This window comes from Nitratireductor sp. (assembly GCF_017794765.1).
GTDB lineage: Bacteria > Pseudomonadota > Alphaproteobacteria > Rhizobiales > Rhizobiaceae > Nitratireductor.
On record NZ_CP051236.1, the window covers coordinates 2,584,916 to 2,605,807 of the forward strand.

17 protein-coding genes are annotated in these 20,892 nt (G+C 59.8%); 5 read left to right on the plus strand and 12 right to left on the minus strand.

What is annotated here, in order from left to right:
- Positions 1 to 20 precede the first annotated feature (20 nt).
- From HF949_RS12245 to HF949_RS12270, 6 genes are all read right to left on the minus strand, one after another.
- Positions 21 to 935 (minus strand): ABC transporter permease, encoded by a 915-nt coding sequence (locus tag HF949_RS12245; RefSeq protein ID WP_292895662.1) that lies wholly within the window; start codon positions 933 to 935, stop codon positions 21 to 23.
- Positions 928 to 2,025 (minus strand): ABC transporter permease, encoded by a 1,098-nt coding sequence (locus tag HF949_RS12250; protein ID WP_292900156.1) that lies wholly within the window; start codon positions 2,023 to 2,025, stop codon positions 928 to 930. The genes HF949_RS12245 and HF949_RS12250 overlap by 8 nt, the downstream gene beginning before the upstream one ends.
- Positions 2,025 to 3,611, minus strand: a complete 1,587-nt coding sequence (locus HF949_RS12255; RefSeq protein ID WP_441338406.1) for an ABC transporter ATP-binding protein — start codon at positions 3,609 to 3,611, stop codon at positions 2,025 to 2,027. Before HF949_RS12255 ends, HF949_RS12250 begins: the two co-directional genes overlap by 1 nt.
- A gap of 100 nt (positions 3,612 to 3,711) precedes the next feature.
- Positions 3,712 to 4,437 (minus strand): phosphatidylcholine synthase, encoded by a 726-nt coding sequence (gene pcsA, locus HF949_RS12260; RefSeq protein ID WP_292895666.1) that lies wholly within the window; start codon positions 4,435 to 4,437, stop codon positions 3,712 to 3,714.
- A gap of 9 nt (positions 4,438 to 4,446) precedes the next feature.
- Positions 4,447 to 5,061 carry a DUF1326 domain-containing protein gene (locus tag HF949_RS12265; protein WP_292895668.1) on the minus strand — a complete coding sequence of 205 codons (615 nt, stop codon included), beginning with the start codon at positions 5,059 to 5,061 and terminating at the stop codon, positions 4,447 to 4,449.
- 16 nt (positions 5,062 to 5,077) lie between these two features.
- Positions 5,078 to 5,968 carry a DUF2182 domain-containing protein gene (locus tag HF949_RS12270; RefSeq protein WP_292895670.1) on the minus strand — a complete coding sequence of 297 codons (891 nt, stop codon included), beginning with the start codon at positions 5,966 to 5,968 and terminating at the stop codon, positions 5,078 to 5,080.
- A gap of 115 nt (positions 5,969 to 6,083) precedes the next feature.
- Between HF949_RS12270 and HF949_RS12275 the strand changes: the two genes are divergently transcribed.
- Positions 6,084 to 7,313, plus strand: a complete 1,230-nt coding sequence (locus HF949_RS12275; RefSeq protein WP_292895672.1) for a UbiH/UbiF family hydroxylase — start codon at positions 6,084 to 6,086, stop codon at positions 7,311 to 7,313.
- Here HF949_RS12275 and HF949_RS12280 read toward each other — a convergent pair.
- Positions 7,276 to 8,238, minus strand: coding sequence for an AEC family transporter (locus HF949_RS12280; RefSeq protein ID WP_292895674.1), 963 nt, complete (start codon positions 8,236 to 8,238; stop codon positions 7,276 to 7,278). The genes HF949_RS12275 and HF949_RS12280 overlap by 38 nt on opposite strands.
- A gap of 163 nt (positions 8,239 to 8,401) precedes the next feature.
- Between HF949_RS12280 and hspQ the strand changes: the two genes are divergently transcribed.
- A complete protein-coding gene (hspQ, locus tag HF949_RS12285) occupies positions 8,402 to 8,734 on the plus strand; it encodes a heat shock protein HspQ (protein ID WP_007009885.1) in 333 nt (110 codons plus the stop codon).
- Between the two features lie 74 nt (positions 8,735 to 8,808).
- On the opposite strand, the gene HF949_RS12290 is transcribed toward hspQ, so the two are convergent.
- Positions 8,809 to 9,435: an invasion associated locus B family protein gene (locus HF949_RS12290; protein WP_292895679.1), complete on the minus strand. Its 627-nt coding sequence runs from the start codon at positions 9,433 to 9,435 to the stop codon at positions 8,809 to 8,811.
- Positions 9,436 to 9,709: 274 nt separating this feature from the next.
- Here HF949_RS12290 and HF949_RS12295 point away from each other — a divergent pair, with 274 nt between their 5' ends.
- Both HF949_RS12295 and HF949_RS12300 read left to right on the plus strand, forming a co-directional pair.
- A complete protein-coding gene (locus tag HF949_RS12295) occupies positions 9,710 to 11,542 on the plus strand; it encodes an extracellular solute-binding protein (RefSeq protein WP_441338407.1) in 1,833 nt (610 codons plus the stop codon).
- A gap of 10 nt (positions 11,543 to 11,552) precedes the next feature.
- Positions 11,553 to 12,230, plus strand: coding sequence for a DsbA family oxidoreductase (locus tag HF949_RS12300; protein WP_292895681.1), 678 nt, complete (start codon positions 11,553 to 11,555; stop codon positions 12,228 to 12,230).
- A gap of 30 nt (positions 12,231 to 12,260) precedes the next feature.
- Here the strand turns inward: HF949_RS12300 and mfd are convergent, their stop codons facing one another.
- Both mfd and HF949_RS12310 read right to left on the minus strand, forming a co-directional pair.
- Positions 12,261 to 15,764, minus strand: a complete 3,504-nt coding sequence (gene mfd / locus HF949_RS12305) for a transcription-repair coupling factor (protein ID WP_292895683.1) — start codon at positions 15,762 to 15,764, stop codon at positions 12,261 to 12,263.
- A 12-nt stretch (positions 15,765 to 15,776) separates the two neighbouring features.
- Positions 15,777 to 16,055, minus strand: coding sequence for a succinate dehydrogenase assembly factor 2 (locus HF949_RS12310; RefSeq protein WP_292895685.1), 279 nt, complete (start codon positions 16,053 to 16,055; stop codon positions 15,777 to 15,779).
- Between the two features lie 107 nt (positions 16,056 to 16,162).
- Here HF949_RS12310 and recG point away from each other — a divergent pair, with 107 nt between their 5' ends.
- Positions 16,163 to 18,271, plus strand: a complete 2,109-nt coding sequence (gene recG / locus HF949_RS12315; protein ID WP_292895687.1) for an ATP-dependent DNA helicase RecG — start codon at positions 16,163 to 16,165, stop codon at positions 18,269 to 18,271.
- Here recG and HF949_RS12320 read toward each other — a convergent pair.
- A complete protein-coding gene (locus tag HF949_RS12320) occupies positions 18,223 to 18,927 on the minus strand; it encodes a DUF502 domain-containing protein (RefSeq protein WP_292900160.1) in 705 nt (234 codons plus the stop codon). The two genes, recG and HF949_RS12320, sit on opposite strands and share 49 nt — an antisense overlap.
- 121 nt (positions 18,928 to 19,048) lie before the next feature.
- Positions 19,049 to 20,872 carry a glutamine--fructose-6-phosphate transaminase (isomerizing) gene (gene glmS, locus HF949_RS12325; RefSeq protein ID WP_292895689.1) on the minus strand — a complete coding sequence of 608 codons (1,824 nt, stop codon included), beginning with the start codon at positions 20,870 to 20,872 and terminating at the stop codon, positions 19,049 to 19,051.
- Positions 20,873 to 20,892 lie beyond the last annotated feature (20 nt).

Consider the following 20,892-nt stretch of genomic DNA (forward strand, 5'->3'; position numbering starts at 1 on the left):
CTGTTGACTGAGTGCAGGGCTTATCTGGCAGGCACAAAAGGCCGGCCGAGGCATGCGGGCGTGTTGACCATTGTCAGTCGCCGGTTTCGCGAGATTAGTACAAGAACGGCGATAGTCGCCAGATAGGGCAACGCGGACAGGAACTGTGAAGGCACGGAAACACCGATCACCTGTGCATGCAGCTGGCCGATTGAGACAGCGCCGAAGAGATAGGCTCCCGCCAGCACACGCCATGGGCGCCACGATGCAAAGACGACCAGCGCCAGCGCAATCCAGCCGCGACCGGCTGTCATGTTCTCGATCCACTGCGGCGTGTAGACCAGCGAGAGATACGCGCCCGCGAGCCCGGCGCATGCTCCGCCGAAGACAACCGCCGCATAGCGCACCGCAATCACCCTGATGCCGAGCGCGTGGGCGGAATCGTGATTGTCCCCCACCGACCGCAGTGTAAGGCCGGCACGTGTGCTGAAAAGAAAATAGCTGACGCCAATTACGAGCAGGATCGAGATGTAGAAAAGCGGAGCCTGAGCGAAAAGGAAACGCCCGATCACGGGCAGATCGGACAGGACGGGAATAACCAGCGGGGCCATCTTGACACCCGGCAACCCGATAAAGGCCTCGCCGATCATGCCCGAAACACCGAGCCCCAGCAGCGTCAGCGCCAGACCCGTTGCCACCTGATTCGTAACGAGCGACAGCGTCAGAAACCCGAAGAGAAGCGCAAAGGCCGCACCGACCAGAATGGCCGCGAAGACACCGAGCCAGGGGGATCCCGTGGTAATGGCGACGCCGAAGCCGGTCACGGCGCCCATCACCATCATGCCTTCCACGCCGAGATTGAGAACACCGGAGCGCTCCACCACCAGTTCGCCGATGGCGGCGATCAGAAGCGGCGTTGCTGCGGTGGCGATGGTGATCAGAACGGACTCAAGCATTTCTGGCGGCCTCCCCGCCCCGCACCGCGCGCCCGGCGAGCCGGATTCTGTAGTGGATAAGAGTGTCGCAGCCAAGCACGAAGAAGAGCAGCATGCCCTGGAACGCTCGAGCCGCCTTGTCTGAAAGACCGAGTGAGATCTGCGCGGCCTCGCCCCCGAGATAGGAAAGAGCCAAAACGAAGCCGGCCGCCACGATGCCCAGCGGGTTTAGTCGACCGAGAAACGCTACAATGATCGCGGTAAAACCATAGCCCGGCGAAATGGAGGGCTGAAGCTGGCCGATGGCGCCTGCGACCTCCGAGATACCGGCAAGGCCGGCCAGGCCTCCGGAGATCAGAAAGGCCATCATGACCATCCGCGAAGAGCTAAAGCCGGCAAAGCGCCCTGCCCTCGGACTTTGGCCCAGAACGCGGATCTCAAATCCCTTGCGGGTCTTGCGCAGCACGAACCACAGGATCACGGCTGCCAGAACGGCAAAGACGATGCCCCAGTTGGCCCTGCCCGCCGATGGCATCAGTTCGGGCAGAACGGCAAAAACATGAAAGTCTCGCGTCTCGGGAAAGTTCATGCCGCCGGGGTCGCGCCAGGGACCGCGCACGATCCAGTCCAGGAAGAGCTGGGCCACATAAACCAGCATAAGGCTGGTCAAGATTTCATTGGTGTTGAAGCGGGCCTTCAGAAAAGCCGGAACGGCTGCATAGGCAGCACCACCGGCCAGGCCCATGGCGAGCATCAGCGGCAGAACGAGCCAGTTCTGAAAATCTGGAAACACCACGGGCAGGATGCTGCCGGCAATTGCGCCTGCGATGAACTGCCCTTCGGCGCCGATGTTCCAGTTGTTTGACAGGAAACAGACCGACAGCCCAACGGCGATGAGGATCAGCGGTGCGGCCTTGATCGCCAGTTCATGCAGCGACCATGTCTCGCGCAGTGGGTCGATGAAATAATAATACAGCGCATCGATCGGGCTTTTGCCCAGTATGGAGAACATGATCGCACCGGCGATCATGGTAAGCACCAGCGCGATCAATGGCGAGATGGCGCTGAACAGAACGGAGTGCTGCGGGCGCTTGACGAGTTCCAGGCGCATCATGCGGTCTCCGTGTTTTCAGGCAGGCCTGAGCGTTCGGGCTCCGCACCGCCCATCAGGAGGCCGATCTTCTCAAAACTTGCCTCGGCAATCGGCATCGGCGCCGATAGACGTCCATCATGCATGACGGCTACGGTATCGCAGATTTCGAACAACTCATCGAGATCCTGAGAGATGACCAGAACCGCCGAACCCGAGCGCGCAAGATCGATCAACGCCTGCCGGATACGCGCAGCTGCACCGGCGTCCACGCCCCATGTGGGCTGGTTCACGACGATGACTGCAGGCTGGCGATCAAGTTCGCGGCCAATGATGAACTTTTGCAGATTGCCACCGGAAAGGGCCGAGGCCTCGGGATCCACCCCGCTTTTGCGGACATCCATGGCCTTGACGATGCGGGAAGCAGCCTTCGCCAGAGCACCCGCGCGCACCGTACCGAACATCCCGACGAGCGCGCGCTTATCGGTGACATGGCGCGACAGAAAAAGGTTCTCGGATAGGCGCATCTGGGGCGCAGCGCCATGACCCAGCCGCTCTTCCGGCACAAAGGCCGCTCCAAGCAGGCGGCGACCGGAAATACCCGTTCGCCCTGCATTCGTACCGCGGATGCGAATGGCATCGGCCTTGTCCTGAAGCACCTCACCGGACAGCGCCTCGAACAATTCCCCCTGCCCGTTGCCCGCAACGCCCGCTATGCCCATGACCGCGCCGGCACGAACTTCGAGACTGATACCTCGCAGGGGCATCGCGAAAGGATTAGCGGCCGGCCGATTAAGCGCCTTGACTTCCAGAAGTGCCTCACCCTTACGATCCAGGCTTCCGGTTCGCCGGACCGTATCGACATCGTCCCCGACCATCATTTTGGCGAGTGAGGCGGCCGTTTCCTGCCTCGGGTCGCAATGGGACACCACCTTGCCATGACGCAGCACGGTCGCACGATCGCAAAGCCGCTTCACCTCTTCGAGCCGGTGGGAAATGTAGAGGATCGACTTCCCCTCGTCACGCAGGGTTTCCAGCGTTTCAAAGAGCCGATCGGCTTCTTGCGGGGTGAGAACGGAAGTGGGTTCGTCGAGGATGATGAGATCCGGCTTTTGCAGCAGGCAGCGGATAATCTCGATGCGCTGCCGCTCGCCGACCGAAAGATCGCCCACATGGGCAAAAGGATCGAGCGGGAGGCCATAGGCCTTGGAAAGTTCGCGCGCCCGTTCCGCCACCTGCAGGATAGGCGTCTTGTCATCCAGCGACAGCATGATGTTTTCAGCAGCCGTCAGCGCTTCAAACAGCGAAAAATGTTGGAACACCATGCCGATGCCGAGACCACGAGCCTCGCCCGGCGACTGGATGGAAACCGGCTTTCCCTTCCAGCGAATGTCGCCCGCGGCCGGTTCCAGCGCCCCGAACAGCATTTTCACCAGCGTCGACTTGCCGGCACCATTCTCGCCGAGAAGCGCGTGAATCTCACCCCTGCCGATAGAAAGGTCGATCGCATCGCAGGCTCTCAACGCCCCGAATATCTTTGTCAGCCCACGAACTTCGAGAAGCTCGCCGCCCTTGCCTTCGTGTGAATGATCCACGCCGGCTCCCATTTCGGACATTTTTATTTGTTCCCAACTCGATCATAGGCAGACGACTTTGCAGCGCATTAGAGCCGCGTTGCTTGAAAGAGATTCAAATGCGACCGCCCTATTACCCTTTACGCCCTTTGCCCAGATTCGGCCAAGCCTGCATGATCCCACCGATGACAAAGAGGTAAAGGCCAGTCGCGGCAATACCAATCCGCACCAGCGGATACGCATCGAGATTCTGAACCAGTCCGACAATGCCCAAACCACACCAGGCGAAAAAAACCGAAAGATTGAGTGCGCGCAACCGCTGCACACGAACAGGATGAAGAAAGAAAACCGGCAGGAAGGTCGTGACGGCGGAGATCAGCACCACGGCGAATGCGACATACTCACCTGGCTCGACCACAAACAGGGTAAAAACGACCATGTTCCAGACGACGGGAAAACCCTTGAAGAAGTTTTCCCGCGTTTTCATGCCTGTGTCGGCGTAATAGATCGCACTGGTGACAACGATGATAGCCGCCGACAAAAAGGATAGTCCCTCGCCCATAAAGCCGCTCTGGTAGAGCGCAAAGGCAGGAATGAGCACATAGGTGACGTAATCGATGATGTTGTCGAGCATATCACCCGACCATGTGGGCAGAACCTGCTTCACATCGAGCTTGCGTGCTATCGGGCCATCGATGCCGTCCACGAACAGCGCGAAACCGAGCCACCAGAACATGGCTACCCAGCGTTCCTCGCTGGCCGCCACCAGCGACAGGAATGCCAGAAATGAACCTGACGCCGTCAGGAGGTGAACGGAAAACGCCTTGGCTTGCGGGGCCGTTACTTTCTTGGTCTTCATGCTCTGTGCCTAAGGTCCGCGCCAGTCGAGCGGGCATATTTCCGCCGAACGCCCGGCAAAATTCCAGTTGCGTCCAAAGGCACGCATACGGCTCTTCTCAGACCGCGCGACCGTGATTTCCGGCGCGATCCAGTATTGTGAATTGGTGATCACGGTATCGCCATCGGAATCCTTGCCGGCAATGGGCGTGATCGCACCGTCGATGATCTTCGGAATCTGGAAAATTCGGGTCTTCCCATCGGTTTCATAGTGAACCGGCGCGCGTTGTATGCCCAGAAACTGACCGACGAGAATGGACAAAAGCCCGGTCGTTCCGCCCGCCTTGCCCGAAAAGATCCTGCCGATCGCCTTTTCGGCATAGATCGAGGCCCGCTCATCGAGAAAGATGCCGGCGGTCCAGTTGCCACGGCTCATATAGCCGGGAATTTCCATCACCAGACCGAGATTGATGCCTGAGAGATCCGTTTCGCCGTAATGCCCCTGATCGATCCGAAAACCGGCCCAGGTCTGGCAGTATCCTTCCGTGGGAGGGTGGTTGCCCAGCGAGAGCACGCAGGGACAGAACACGGTGCAATTGCACGACAGCACCAGCTCGCCTTTCAGCGCCCAGTCTTTCATTCCCATGGCGTCTGCCCCTCTTCTAGAATGAGATTACAAGAAGCGCGAGCGCCCACACAAGCAGGAGCCCGCCTGAAACGCGTGTGAAAACACGACTATGACCAGATTTTTCCACCATGGTGAATACACCCAGAAGCGCCATCCAGAACACATTCATAAGGCCAACGGCAAACATGACCAGCATCAGCGCCCAGCAGCAGCCAAGGCACCATGCGCCCTGCTCGAGCCCGAGACGATAGATCGATGCCGGCCGCATACTCCAGCGCCCGAACAGAGTGGCGAAAGGATTGCGACACTTGACGAGGCAGGCCTCCTTGAGGTCAGAAAACTGATAAAGCCCGGCAACTGCAAGAACGATAGCACCAGCAAGACCGCCCCATGGAGAGAGTGCTGAACCGCCGGGCAACAACCAGGAAACGACGAGCGCCGTAGTGGCGAAACCGAGTGACGCGGCAAGCCATACGGAGAGGTAACCAGCCACGAGCACAAATGGGTGCACTACACGCTCGCCCTTGCGGGCCGCAGTGTCAGCGATCTCGCAATAGGTGCGCAGCAGCGGACCTGCCGACGGCAGCATCATGGAAAACGCCATGAGAAACCACATGAACGTCAACACTAGGAAGGCCATCCAACCGCCGCCGGCGCCCACCGGGACAAGGCAAAGGGCCAGAAATGCCTCGAAGGAGGATGGCAGTACCAAATCTGGAAAGAGCTGGAGCCAGCCGGCACCCGGCCCCGCCGCCCGTGGGTCAGCCACCGCCAGCCGCATTCCCATCAGCGCAAGTGCAACCCAAGCAGTTGCTAAGGCTACAAGGAGTGCGGCAAGCGAGAGCGGATATGCGTGACGCGCGGTGCGGTAGACCGTGCGCCGGGAACCGGTCAGAGCGGTCAGGTCCTCATGCTCGCTGCTCATGTCGGCCCTCATGAAACTGACTGGGTTCTTTCGCCGCGTTGAAGCTTGCACCGAACCGCCCCATCATGACAAAGACAGGAAACGATCCTGGCGATCAAGACAGAAACTGAACTGGATGGAAGCAGTGGGCGATCAAGAGCGCAAAATTATCGTCGCTGGAACAGGGCCAGCCGGCCTGATCGCCGCCTTGATGCTGGCACATCACGGCCACGCCGTGACGCTGGTGGGCCCCCTCCCTGAGGGGCGCGACCGGAGAACCGTTGCGCTGATGCGCCCGTCACTTGATGCGATCGGGCCGCTCGGCGTCCTTGACGGACTCTTGCCGGAGACCGCACCGCTGCGCGCCATGAGGCTTGTGGACGCTACGGGGCGTCTGGTGCGCAGCCCCACCGTGACGTTTCACGCCGGAGAGATCGGCGAAGATTTTTTTGGCTTGAACATCCCAAATGCGCGCCTGACGGAAGAGCTTTCAAAGACGGCGAAGGCCTCACCATCGATTGAATGGCACGAAAGCCTTGTTGAAACATGGGCGTGCGAAAGCGACCACGTGATTGCCAGGCTTGCCAACGGTGTGCAACTCGCAGCAAAACTAGTCGTCGCGGCTGACGGGCGCAGCTCGCCGGCGCGCGAGGCTGCCGCTATTTCTGCAAAGACACGCGCCTTGCCGCAGGCCGCCCTCGTGCTGAACTTCGAACATGCCCGTCAGCACGGCTTCGTTTCAACGGAGCTTCACACAACGAGCGGCCCATGCACGCAGGTTCCCCTTCCCGGAATGCGGTCCAGCCTTGTCTGGGTGCTTCGTCCCGAGGACGCGGAACGGATGAACAGCCTCGGCGACGAGGAATTGTCGCTCCGGATCGAGGAGCGGTTTTCATCGATGCTGGGTCGCGTCGCCGTGGAGCCTGGGCGCCAGATCTATCCGCTGAGCACGCTGATGCCGTCGCGTTTCGGGCAGAACCGGGTCGCGCTCGTCGGCGAAGCCGCTCATGTGTTCCCGCCCATTTCGGCACAGGGGCTCAATCTTGGTATTCGGGACGTGGAGGATCTCGTTGCAATGGCCAACGCGTTTCCCGACGATCCAGGCACCGCCGGTGCGTTAAGCCGCTATCATGCTGCACGGCGTCCGGACGTTCTGGCTCGCAGCAACTCTGTCAATCTGCTGAACGCTTCGCTTCTGTCGGGATTTCTGCCGGCACAGATTGCCCGTAGCGCAGGCCTTTCTATCATTGGAAGCATTCCGCCGCTGCGGGCCCTCTTCATGCGCGAAGGCATGCGGCCCGGCAGCGGTTTTTCCGCACTCCTTCCGTTCAGGGGAAAAGATCCGGTGGCAGAATCCCGTTCGTGATGGCGTAAAGCAATGCGGTGACAGTCCCCACCGAAACAAGCGTGGTGATGAGCACGCTCGCCGATGCGCGCTCCATCCACACACCGTATTGCTGGCTGATGACGAAGACGTTGGTGGCTGTGGGGAGCGAAGCCAAAAGCACGGCTGAAAACACCCAGCTTTCCGAGAAATCGCCGATCCAGCTCAGCATGAGGTAGCAGATCGCCGGGTGGAGAACGAGCTTGAGACCGACAATGGCGCCCACCTCGTGCGGCACACGCTTTAGCGGCCGGAGCGCAAGGCTGACCCCCATGGCGAACAGCGCGCACGGCGCCGCCGCGGAAGCGAGATAAGCAAGCAGACGCTCGACCGGCAACGGAGGCACGAAATGGAGAGCCGCCGCCGCTACCCCCGCCGCAGTCGCGACGATGAACGGGTGCAGCACGATCTTGCGCACCACTTCGAGAGCGAGCCGGCCCGGTTTCTCACGGTTACCGCCCGAGATCGCCATCATCATGGGGGCTACCGCAAAGTGGATCATGTTCTCGAAACAGAAGATCAGCGCGACGGGAACCGCCGCCTCTTCCCCGAAGGCAAGCAGCGCCAGGCCAGGCCCCATATAGCCGATATTGCCGTAGCTGGCGGCAAGCCCCTTGATGGTGCTTTCGGCGATCGAACTGCGGCTGATCAGCAGTGAGCCTGCGAACATGATGCCGAAGACAATATAGGTCGAGGCCACCGCACCGAGAATATAGCCCCACTCCGTCAGGCGCTCGATGGGTGTTTTGGCAAGAAGCTGGAAAAACAGCGCCGGGAGCGCCACATAAATAACGAAGGTGTTCATCCAGCCGAGCGCATCGGCCGGATGCGGTTTCAGCCGGGCAACGGCGTAACCGATGAAAATCAGTCCGAAAAACGGCAGAACAAGTCCTGCGACACTGGTCATGGCCCATCCCTGTTTGGGCCACCGCCCGGTTCACCGATCCGCGAAAACGGCGGGAAAACGCATCGCCCATGCGTGCCGGCTAGCCCGCAAGCGCCCTGTCCGTCAAGACTGCGGGATTGAATTGTCACCGCTGCTGCGCCACATAGGAAGCCAGAGGTACATTATGCAAACTATTGGAACTGCAAAATTTCGCATTGGCCAGGTCGTCCGCCACCGGGTGTTCGACTTCCGTGGCGTGATTTTCGATGTCGACCCGGAATTCAACAACACCGAAGCCTGGTATCAGGCGATCCCCGAGGAAGTGCGTCCACGCAAGGATCAGCCCTTCTACCATCTTCTCGCCGAGAACGAGGAGACGGAGTATGTGGCCTATGTTTCGGAGCAGAATCTGATGCCCGATGAATCCGGCGTGCCTGTCCGCCACCCGCAACTGGCGGAATTCTTCGTGGAAACCGGTGACGGCCACTACGAGCCCCGCGAGCGCATGCATCACTGACTTTTTTTGAAGCGCATATGAAAACAGGGCCGCGAAGGCCCTGTTTTTTTAGAGATTCCGAAGGAGAATGAAAATTATTCAGCCTTCTTCGCCTTCTCCTGCGCTTCGCGCAGCTTCTCGGTAAATTCTTCGTTGTTCTTGTTGACGAAGTCCTGAAGCTTCTTCTGGCGATCCTCGATGTCGGACTGCGGCAGCGGGTCACCGTCATAGGCATTGGTGAAGCCGGAGAGCGTCATCTTGATCGGGTTGGGCTGGTTCTGGAAGTTGACGGATGTGAGCGTCAGTTCCGAGCCGCGCTTGAAGGAGGCGACGAGCTGATCGGTCAGCGGTGCTTCCGCAATGCAGCGATCCGGCAGGCAGATGGCATAGTCGATCTTTTGCGTCTGGCCACCGTCGATCTGCAGGCCGATGCCGGGAGGCACCATGCGACCGGTCGGCACGGTGATCTGGAAAACCTTGCGGTTTACCTTGCCCTTCACCTCGATGAGGCTGACGCCGGTGATCATCTGGCCGGTTTCTGCCACGAGAACATTCTGCACGTTGCAGATATCCACGTCTTCCTGTTTGGTGCAGGCCTTGAACCAGCCCTGCGGCGGCTGCTGCTGTTGCGCGGCGGCGACACCAACTCCGCTTGCGGCCACACAGGCGGCGCCGGCAAGGGCGAACAGGGTGCGGATTGCTTTCGCGTTCAGGCTTTTCATATGGCTCAGTTCCTCTAAATGCACAGCGCCAGAATATCGATCCATGCGTCACCTGTTGTTAAAATGCGGCGACAGCATGACCCTTGGCCGCGTGTTACACCGCCATGCGGTACGAATCCAGCCCGTCAAAGCATTTCGCTGGACTTTGTGACAAGGTGCGGCAAACATCACACGATCCGCCGGATGCCCCGGAAAACGCACGCGGTGTGTTACGCTCCCCGGCGAATCATGAATCCGCATGGATCCACTTGAGTTCCCCGCCAAAGGTGCGTCGATGTTTGCAGCCCTCAAAATCCTTCGTTTCACAATTTCTGCCAGCCTGATCGCATCCGGTGTCGCCCTGGCGCAAGCTGAACCGATGCACGGCGTCGCCATGCACGGAACACCGGAACTGCCGGCTGATTTCAAACATTTCACCTACGTCAATCCCGATGCGCCAAAAGGCGGAGACGTCACCTATTGTGTGGTCGGATCGTTCGACAATCTGAATCCGTTCATCCTGAAAAGCATGCGCACCACGGCGCGGGGCGTGATCGACACGATTTTTGGCAATCTGGTGTTCGAACCGCTCATGATGCGCTCGGCTGACGAGCCCTTCTCTCTCTATGGGCTTCTCGCCGAAAGCGTGGAGATGGACGAATCCCGCAGCTATGCGGAGTTCAACCTGAATCCGGATGCCAGTTGGTCCGATGGCGAGCCCGTCACGCCCGAGGATGTGATCTTCACCTATGAAGCCTACACGGAAAAAGGGCGGCCACCCTATTCCAGCCGGATGGCCAAGATCGAAAAGATCGAGAAAACAGGCGACCACAGCGTACGCTTCACCTTCAACGACAAGGCGGATCGAGAGTTTCCGCTGATCATCGCGATGACGCCGATCATTCCGGCTCATGCCTTCGACATCGAAACCTTCGATCAGACGACGCTGAAACCGGTCATTGGCAGCGGCGCCTATCGCATCTCGGAAGTCGAACCCGGCCGCCGCATCGTTTTTACCCGGAACCCGGATTATTGGGGTGAAAACATCCCGTCAAAACGGGGCTTCGACAATTTCGACAAGGTCACGATCGAATATTTCCTGAACGCCAATTCGATGATTGAGGCGTTCAAGAAGGGGATTTGTTCGGTCTATGCCGAGTCCGATCCGGTCCGCCGCCAGCACGGCATCGACTTTCCGGCCGCGCGCGAGGGCAAGGTTGTCAGCGAAACCTTTACCAATGGCGTGCCGCCGGCAGTCACGGGATTTTTCTTCAACACCAGACGCGAGAAATTTTCCGACCCGAAGGTGCGCCGTGCCCTGTCCAAACTCTACGATTTCGGCTGGGTCAACACGAACGTGTTGCGTGGCGAATACGAACGTACGCTAAGCTACTGGCAGGGCTCTCACCTTTCGGCGCTTGGGAGACCCGCGGATGAGCGCGAGCGCACCCTTCTTGAACCCTATGCCGACCGGGTGACGCCCGAGGTTATGGACGGCACCTATGGGAAGGCCGAGATGGGCGGCGATCCGATCGGACGCAATGAAATGCGTGAAGCGCTGAAAATGCTGAAGGAGGCCGGATACAGTCTCGAAGGCAACGCTCTGGTGAATGCCGAGGGCGAGGCCCTTACCTTCGAAATCCTCGTCACGTCCGAGGAAGGTGAGAAACTGGCCGCCGTTTTCCAGCGCGCACTGAGGAAGATCGGCATCGGTGTATCGATCCGACTGCTTGACGATTCACAGGCGCAGCAACGCAAACAGCGCTATGATTTCGATGTGATCATTGCATCGGTAGGCTTTTCCGGTTCGCTGTCACCCGGCATCGAGCAGATCAACCGCTGGGGATCTTCCGCCGCAGAGGCCGAGGGCAGTTTCAACCTGTCGGGCGCTGCCGACCCGGCAATCGACGCCATGATCGACGCGATGCTGAACGCGCGCAACATGGACGATTACGCTGCAGCCGTACGCGCGCTCGACCGGCTTTTGATGTCGGGTGCCTATGTCGTGCCGATGCAGCACGACAGCGACGAGTGGGTGGCTTACTGGAACGATCTGGCACACCCGGAAAAAACACCACTCTACGGATACAAACTGCAGACCTGGTGGCACAAACCAGACGCAGATTAAGGCAAAGACCATGTCTCTTCCCGTAACCATCGATGTCGTATCCGACGTTGTTTGCCCATGGTGCTATGTGGGGCGCGCGCGCCTGCAGAAAGCGCTGGAAGTCGTGCCCGAACTGGCTGTCGATATCCGTTGGCGGCCCTTTCAACTCGACCCCACCATACCTTCGGGAGGCAAGAGCCGTCAGGCATATCTGACGGGAAAATTCGGGGACGAAGAACGCATCCGTCAGATGCATGAGCAACTCAGCACTGTCGGGGCGGCGGAAGGGATAGATTTCAATTTCGAAGCCATTGAGATCTCTCCGAACACGCTCAACGCACATCGGGTGATCCGATGGGCTGCGACCGCCGAACCGGGTGTTCAGGATTTGCTGGTTGGACGTCTTTTCGCGCTCTATTTCGAAGAAGGCGCGGATATCGGAGGCTCCGCCGTGCTCGTCCAGGCTGCACGGGATGCGGGCATGGATGCTGCCGTGGTCGAAACGCTGTTGGCAACCGATGCTGACAAGGCAGAGGTGGAACAGGAGATCGCCACGGCTCAGCAGATGGGAGTGACCGGAGTACCCTGCTTCCTCCTTGAAGGCCGCTACGCGGTGGTCGGGGCACAGGAATCGGCCACACTTGCCGATGCCATCCGGCAGGTCGCCCAGGCCAAGGCCGACGGCACTCTCGGCGAAGGCCAGGACTAAGACAAGTCCGTCATAAAGCAGAGCTTTCCCTCAGGCTGCCTTTTTCTCGGTCAGCCGCACAAGCTGCGTCATGATAACGGCGGAACCTGCAAGACGTTTTTCAGGCGTCGGCCAGTCGCGAATGAAAACGATGCTCTGGTCGGGCCGGATTTTTGCCAGCGTACCCTGTTCGCCAATGAAGCGTACGAGCCCCACCGGCTCGGGAAATTCCTGATTGCGGAAATGCACCACAGCTCCCTTGGGGCCGGCATCGAGCTTTTCCACATTGGCCTTGCGGCACAGAGCCTTGATGAAAACGATCTTCAAGAGGTGTTCCACCTCCTGAGGCAGCGGGCCGAAACGGTCAATGAGTTCCGCACCGAAGGCATCAATCTCTTCGGGCGATTCCAACTCTGCGATGCGGCGGTAGAGGCCGAGCCGCAACTGCAGGTCTGAAACATATGATTCCGGAATCATGACGGCAGTGCCGACCGTGATCTGCGGCGACCAGCCGGTATCGACCGCCTCGTCCGATCCCTTCAGTTCGGCAACCGCTTCTTCCAGCATTTGCTGGTAAAGTTCGTAGCCAACTTCCTTGACGTGACCGGACTGTTCTTCGCCCAAAATATTACCGGCGCCGCGAATGTCGAGATCGTGGCTTGCAAGCTGGAAGCCCGCGCCAAGCGTATCGAGCGACTGGAGCACCTTGAGCCGCCGTTCAGCGGTTGATGTGAGCGTCCGGTTGGGTGGCAGGGTAAAGAGCGCATAGGCCCTCACCTTGGAGCGCCCCACGCGCCCACGCAACTGATAGAGCTGCGAAAGGCCGAAGATATCAGCGCGGTGCACAATCAGCGTGTTCGCTGTCGGGATATCGAGGCCAGATTCCACGATTGTGGTGGACAGGAGAACATCATATTGCCCGTCATAGAAGGCGTTCATGATGTCATCGAGTTCGCCGGGCGGTAATTGCCCGTGGGCCGTGGCCACTTTCAGTTCCGGCACATGTTCTTCAAGGAACGCGCGCACCTCCGCCAGGTCCGAAATGCGCGGAACGACGTAAAAGCTCTGCCCGCCGCGATAACGCTCGCGCAGAAGCGTCTCGCGGATGACGAGCGGATCGACTGGTGAGATAAAGCTGCGCACTGCCATGCGATCCACGGGCGCCGTAGTAATGAGCGACAGCTCTCGCACGCCCGTCAACGCCAATTGCAGGGTGCGCGGTATCGGCGTTGCTGACAGTGTGAGCACGTGAATATCGGATTTCAGCTCCTTCAGCCGCTCCTTGTGCCTCACGCCGAAGTGCTGCTCTTCATCGATGATAAGAAGACCGAGATTCTTGAACGAAACAGAACTACCCAGAAGTGCATGAGTGCCCACCACGATGTCGACCGTACCGTCGGCAATGCCTTTCTTGGTTTCTGAAAGCTCCTTCGTGCCGACTAGGCGCGATGCCTGCCGGACGCGCAGCGGAAGGCCGGCAAAACGGTCGCGGAACGTCTTGAAATGCTGGCGGGCGAGCAGTGTCGTTGGCACCACCACAGCCACCTGCAGCCCCTCCATCGCAGCGACAAAGGCAGCGCGCAGCGCAACTTCCGTCTTGCCGAAACCCACATCGCCGCAGATCAGGCGGTCCATGGGACGACCCGACCCCAGATCGTCGATCACGGCGTCAATGGCCGCCTGCTGATCATCCGTTTCCTCATAGGGAAAGCGCGCGGCAAATTCGCCATAAAGCCCTTCTGGCGGAGAAAGCCTGACTCCGGGACGCATCTCGCGCTCAGCGGCGATGCGGATAAGATGCCCCGCCATCTCCAGAAGCTTTTTCTTCAGCTTGGCCTTGCGCGACTGCCAGGCCACACCGCCAAGCTTGTCGAGCATGGTGTCAGGCCCATCGGAGCCGTAGCGGGACAGAAGCTCGATATTCTCGACCGGCAGGAACAGCCGGTCATCACCGGCATAGCGCAGCTCAAGGCAGTCATGCGGCGCGCCCATCGCCTCAATGGTCTTGAGACCGATGAAACGGCCAATGCCGTGGTCGGCATGAACGACGATGTCGCCGGCCGAAAGTGCGGCCACCTCAGAGATGAAATCCGAGGCTTTTTTGCGTTTTTTGGCGCGACGCACCAGTCGGTCGCCCAGAATGTCCTGTTCACCAATGATGGCAAGGTCAGCCGTTTCAAAGCCAGCCTCCAGCGGCAGAACGCCGATACCTGCCGTTTCAGGCGCAAGTTTTTCCAGTTCTGCCAGTGTGTCGATGCGAGCGACATTGCCGAGATTGTGTTCGGCAAGGATCTGTGACAGCCGTTCGGCAGAGCCTTCGCTCCATCCCGCAATCATCACACGCTTGCCATTGGCGCGGAGCGCTCCGATATGCTTGACCGCGTGATCGAACACATTAGCTTTGGGGTCGGCGCGCTCCTCGGCAAAACTGCGCCCGGCCTCTGCGCCCGCATGGTAGATGCGCGCCTTGCTGGTCTCTGGCGTTGCAAAGGGCGTAAAGTGAATCACGCGCCTTTCGGCTGCAGCCGCATTTATTTCGTTCGGATCGAGATAGAGCGTCTCGGGCGGAACCGGCTTGTAAGGCACGGCGCCACCGAGCTCCGTGCCTTCCATCTGCGTACGGCGGGCCTCATAGTGATCGACAATCAGCGCATGCCGTTCGCCAAGCGCCTCTTCAGCAAGATGGTCGAACACGATGGGCGCTTCGGGCAAATAGTCGAGCACGCTGTCAAGCCGCTCGTGGAACAGTGGCAGCCAGTGCTCCATTCCGGCAAAACGCCGCCCCTCGCTGACTGCGCTGTAAAGCGCGTCATCGCGCGAGGGAGCGCCGAAGGTCTCGATATAGTTGCGGCGAAACCGGCTTATGACCTCAGGAGAAAGCGTGATCTCGCTCATGGCCTGAAGCGAGACTTCCTTGCGCTGGCCGGTGGTGCGCTGGGTGGCGATGTCGAATGCGCGGATCGATTCGAGCGTATCGCCGAAGAAATCGAGGCGCAGCGCTTCTTCCCATCCGGGCGCAAAGAGATCGAGAATGCCGCCGCGCACCGCATACTCCCCCACATCGCGCACGGTGGAAACGCGTTCGAAACCACTTGTTTCAAGCCGCGCCGTCAGCGCCGTCATGTCGACCTGATTGCCCGGCCGGGCACAAAAGCCCTGTGCTCCGATCTGGTCTGCAGGTGGCATGCGCTGCAACAGCGCATTGGCGCTGACAATCACTGCCGCACGGTGTGGATTTTTGCGTAGCTCCGCCATCGCTCCCATCGCGGCGAGCCTGCGCGCTGCGGCATCGGCGCCGGGCGACACCCGGTCATAGGGCAGGCAGTCCCACGCCGGAAGATCAAGGACCGGCAGACCGGGTTCCACGAAGCGGAGCGTATCGACGAGCGATGGCAGACGCTGCCCGTCACGCAGGACGAAGATGATCGGCCCGTCAGGCGCCACCTCACGCGCAGCGGCGGCCAGGGCGAATGCTTCAAACCCGTCCGCAACGCCGTCGACGGTAACAGCGCCAGCACCCGCACGCGGCAGTTTCAAAGCTTTGATGAGTTTCATCGACGTCCTGCCTCAGCGTCCCTGCGATGCGATGATGCGGCCCCACAACGGCGTGTCATATTCTGGCGGCACCGGAAGTTCACCCGTGACCCACTTGAAGAGATTGGTATCCGGCACGTTCAAAATGGCTTCGAACTGATCCATTTCATCGTCGCTGAGCCGGTCGATTTCGGCATCTGCAAACCCACCCAGAACGAGGTCCATCTCGCGCATGCCACGGCGCCAGGAGCGCACGAGCGCACGTCGGCGGCGCGGGTCGAGATCGTGGCTGGAACGGGTGGTGCCTGTCATGGTTTCGCTTTCATGCTCTGCAGCGGTCGGTCGCCCGGGCGGATATAGCGTGTGCATGAGCGTCTGTCAGCCTTGCGTCGGCGAATTTGACCCTTAATCATGACAGTATGCGTCCTACACTGCTCGATCCCCTTTTTGCTCCCGTGACTGCGCTCGATGGCGTTGGCGCGAAACTCGCCGATCTTCTGGCAAACATCGCCCCCGGCGATGCGGCCGGGCGTGAACTTCGCGTCGGCGACCTGCTCTTCGTGCTGCCGCACTCGCTCATCGACCGGCGCAATCGCCCTGGCATTGCCAATGCGCAGGAGGGAGCGATCGTCACGCTGGATCTGACGGTGGGGCGGCATCACCCCTCTCCCCCCGGACGCAGGAATGTGCCCTATCGGGTCTTCGCCTTCGACGAAACGGGAGAGATCGCCCTCACCTTCTTCCATGCGCGGACGCCGTGGATCGAGAAAATACTTCCGGAAGGCGAAAAGGTTTTGGTGAGCGGTCGGATGGAATGGTTCAACGGCCGCGCGTCCATGGTGCACCCCGATTTCGTCGTTCCGAAGGCTGACGCTCACACGTTGCCAATGCTGGAACCGGTGTATCCGCTGACCGCCGGTCTTTCGGCAAAAGTATTGCGCCGGGCCATCACACAAGCGCTGGAACGTCTGCCAGATCTACCCGAGTGGCAGGATGAGAGCTTTCTGTCACGAAACCGGATGCCGTCGTTCAATGATGCGCTGAAAACGCTTCACCATCCGCAGGCACTGGAGGACGTTCAGCCCGAAAGTTCCGCCTGGCGGCGTATCGCCTATGATGAATTTCTCGCAGGGCAGCTTTCGCTCGCGCTGGTGCGTGCAAAGGTGAAACGCCTTTCCGGCCGACCACTGAATGGCGACGGGCGTTTTGAAACAAGCATCCGCCGAGCATTGCCCTATTCGCTGACGGCCGCGCAGGAAGACGCTGTACGCGACATCCTCAGGGATCTGGCCAGCGATGAGCGCATGGTGCGCCTGCTGCAGGGGGATGTGGGTGCAGGCAAAACCGTTGTGGCACTCCTCGCCATGGCCCGCGCTGCCGAGGCGGGCGGGCAGTCGGCTCTCATGGCACCGACCGAAATTCTTGCCCGCCAGCATGCAGCGACCATCACGCCCCTGGCAGAGGCCGCTGGCCTGAGCGTTGCAATCCTGACTGGACGTGAAAAGGGACGGGAGCGCCAGCGCATTCTGGAAGAGATCGCGTCCGGAGCGGTCGATTTCGTGATCGGCACGCATGCGCTTTTTCAGGAAACAGTACAATTCAGGGATCTCGCGCTCGCCGTCGTCGACGAGCAGCATCGCTTTGGCGTGCATCAGCGTCTGGCCATGACGGCCAAGGGTAATGCACCCGACATGCTTGTCATGACGGCTACTCCGATCCCCCGGACACTCGTGCTCTCCGCTTTCGGTGACATGGATGTTTCCCGCCTGACAGAAAAGCCCGCCGGCAGACAGCCGATCCGAACCGTCACACTGCCGGTAGAGCGTCTTCCGCAATTGGTGGACCGGATCAGAAGAGCGCTCTCAGAAGGCCAGAAGGTATACTGGATCTGCCCGCTCGTGGAGGAATCCGAAGAACTTGAACTGATGTCTGCAGAGGACCGTCACGCTTCGCTGCAGAAGGTGTTCGGAGACAGGGTCGGTCTCATTCACGGACGTATGAAAGCCAGCGACAAAGATGATGCAATGCGTGCCTTCAAGGACGGGCGGACACGCATTCTTGTCGGCACCACCGTGGTTGAGGTGGGCGTGGATGTGCCCGACGCGACGATCATCGTGGTCGAACACGCCGAACGGTTCGGTCTGGCGCAACTGCATCAGTTGCGCGGACGTGTGGGGCGCGGTGCGCTCGCCTCCTCCTGCGTTCTCGTCTACAAGGGGCCGCTCGGGGAGACAGCAACCCGCAGGCTCGAAGTAATGCGGGAAACGGAAGACGGTTTCCTCATTGCGGAAGAAGATCTCAAATTGCGCGGTGAAGGCGATCTTCTGGGGACGAAGCAGTCAGGGACGCCGGGATTTCGCGTCGCCCGGATCGAGGCCCATGTGGACCTTTTGCAGGCCGCCCGCGACGATGCGCGGTTAATCCTGTCACGCGATCCGGATCTCCAATCCCCACGTGGCGAAGCGCTGAGGCTTCTCCTTTATTTGTTCGGACGCGACGAGGCGATTCGCTTGCTGCGGGCGGGCTGAGCGGCTTTCGCCTTCGCCTCGGCGGCAAGCGTCTCTGTCTTTGCCTGATATTCCGGTGCCACAAGACCAGCCGAAATGACAAGCTTGGCCCCCTCCTCCACCGTCATTTTCAGCTCAATCACATCCTTCTTTGGCACGAATAAAAGGTAACCGGAGGTCGGGTTGGGTGTCGTGGGCAGGAAGACTGCGATTGTCTGTCCCATATCGTCATCGATCTTCGCCTGGACCTCGCCTCGCGTTTCGGTGGCGATGAAGACAAGCGCCCAAAGCCCCTTCCGGGGGTATTCAATGAGGCCGACTTTCTTGAAAGTGTCCGATCTTTCCGAAAGCACGGTTTCAAGGATTTGCTTCAGACCGCGGTAAACACTGCGCACCAGGGGCATGCGCCCCAGGATTTTCTCGCCGGTGGCGATGATTGTGCGCCCAATGAAATTCGCTGTAAGAAACCCGATCAGCGTGATCAGGACGAGAGCGACAATCAACCCGAAACCCGGAACCGCAAATGGCAGATAATTGTCAGGGTTATAGCGGAAGGGAATATAGGGTTTGACCCAGGAATCCACCCAGCCGATCATCGACCAGGCGAGATAGGCGGTAATCGCCAGGGGCGCGGTGACTATGAAGCCCGTGAGAAAGTAGTTGCGCAGGCGAGTCATCATGATGCGGAAACGGGCCTCGAATGTGATGGATTAAGGAAGAACAGCCCGGTGGACATTACGCCACCAGGCTGAACAATAGAATAGGAATTCGGGCCGCTGTATGACAGCCCCTTGCCTGCTATTCGACCGTAACGGATTTTGCCAGATTGCGGGGCTGGTCCACATCCGTCCCCATGATGACGGCCGTGTGGTAGGCCAGCATCTGGATCGGCAATGCGTAGACGATCGGCGCGACGAACTCAGGAACATCCGGCAAAACCACTGTTTCCAGAGCATCGAGCGTTGCGTTTTTCGCGCCTTTCTCATCCGTGATCAGAATGATGCGACCACCGCGCGCGGCGACCTCCTGCATGTTGGAAACGGTTTTCTCGAAAATACGATCATGTGGAGCGATCACGATCACCGGCATCTGTTCGTCGATCAGCGCGATCGGGCCATGCTTCAATTCGCCGGCTGCGTAACCCTCGGCGTGAATGTAGGAGATTTCCTTGAGCTTCAGCGCACCTTCCAGCGCCAGCGGGTAATTTGTGTCGCGGCCGAGATAAAGCACATGACGCACATGTGAGAGCTCGCGCGCGACTTTCTCGATGCTCGCGCTCAGCTTGAGCGCCTGCGACGCAAACCGCGGTGCTTCGGAAAGCTGGCGCACAAGCGTCTTTTCTTCGTCTGCGGTGATTGTGCCGCGCGCCCTGGCTGCCCTGAGCGTCAACGCTGCAAGAACGCTGAGCTGACAGGTAAATGCCTTGGTGGAGGCAACGCCGATTTCCGGGCCGGCGAGCGTCGGGAAAATGCCGTCGCTTTCACGCGCTATGGTCGATTCCCGCACATTGACGATAGCCGAGATCGGAATGCCCTCTCCCCGGCAATAGCGCAGCGAAGCAAGCGTATCGGCCGTCTCGCCGGATTGCGAGATGAAGAGTGCCGCGCTGTTCTTCGGCAGCGGCATTTCGCGATAGCGGAACTCGGAGGCAATGTCGATATCGACCGGCAGACGTGCATAGCGCTCCAGCCAGTACTTGCCGATCAATCCGGCCAGGTAGGCCGTGCCGCAGGCTGAAATCGCCAGACGCTCGATCTTCGCAAAGTCGAAGGGCAGATCGAATTCCGCCACTCCCCCCTCGGCGAAGTTGAGATAATGGGCGAGCGTGTGGGAAATGACTTCCGGCTGTTCATGGATTTCCTTTTCCATGAAATGCCGGTGATTGCCCTTGTCGACGAGAAGGCTGGTGCCGACGGACTGCTGACGCGCGCGTTCGACCGGCTGGCCATCCATGCCAAAGATCTCCATGCCCCCACGGCGCACGACCACCCAGTCGCCATCCTCCAGGTAGGTGATGGTGTTTGTGAAAGGCGCAAGCGCGATGGCATCGGAACCAAGATACATCTCCCCCTCGCCGTGGCCGACCGCAAGCGGGGGACCATTGCGAGCGCCGACAATCATGTCTTCGTCACCGCGGAACATGATCGCCAGGGCAAAGGCACCGCGCAGACGCTTCAGCGCCGCGAAGGCCGCGTCCTGCGGCACAGATCCGTTTTTCAGTTCGCTCGCAACGAGATGTGCAACGACCTCCGTATCGGTCTGCGAAGAAAACGAGACACCATCGGCTTTCAACTCGTCGCGCAATTCCGCGAAATTTTCGATGATCCCATTGTGAACGACGGCCACGTCGCCGGCGAAATGCGGATGCGCGTTGGTCTCGTTGGGAACGCCATGGGTTGCCCAGCGCGTGTGGCCGATGCCAATCAGGCCCCCAAGGGGATCCTCCCCCAGCCTCTTCTCGAGGTTCACCAGCTTGCCCTCGGCGCGGCGTCGATCGAGCCTGCCATTATCAAGGGTTGCGACGCCGGCGGAATCATATCCGCGATACTCAAGTCGCTTCAGCGCGTCGACGATGAGCGGCGCCACCGGCGTCTGCCCGACAATGCCCACAATTCCACACATATGGCTGTCTCAGCCTCCCA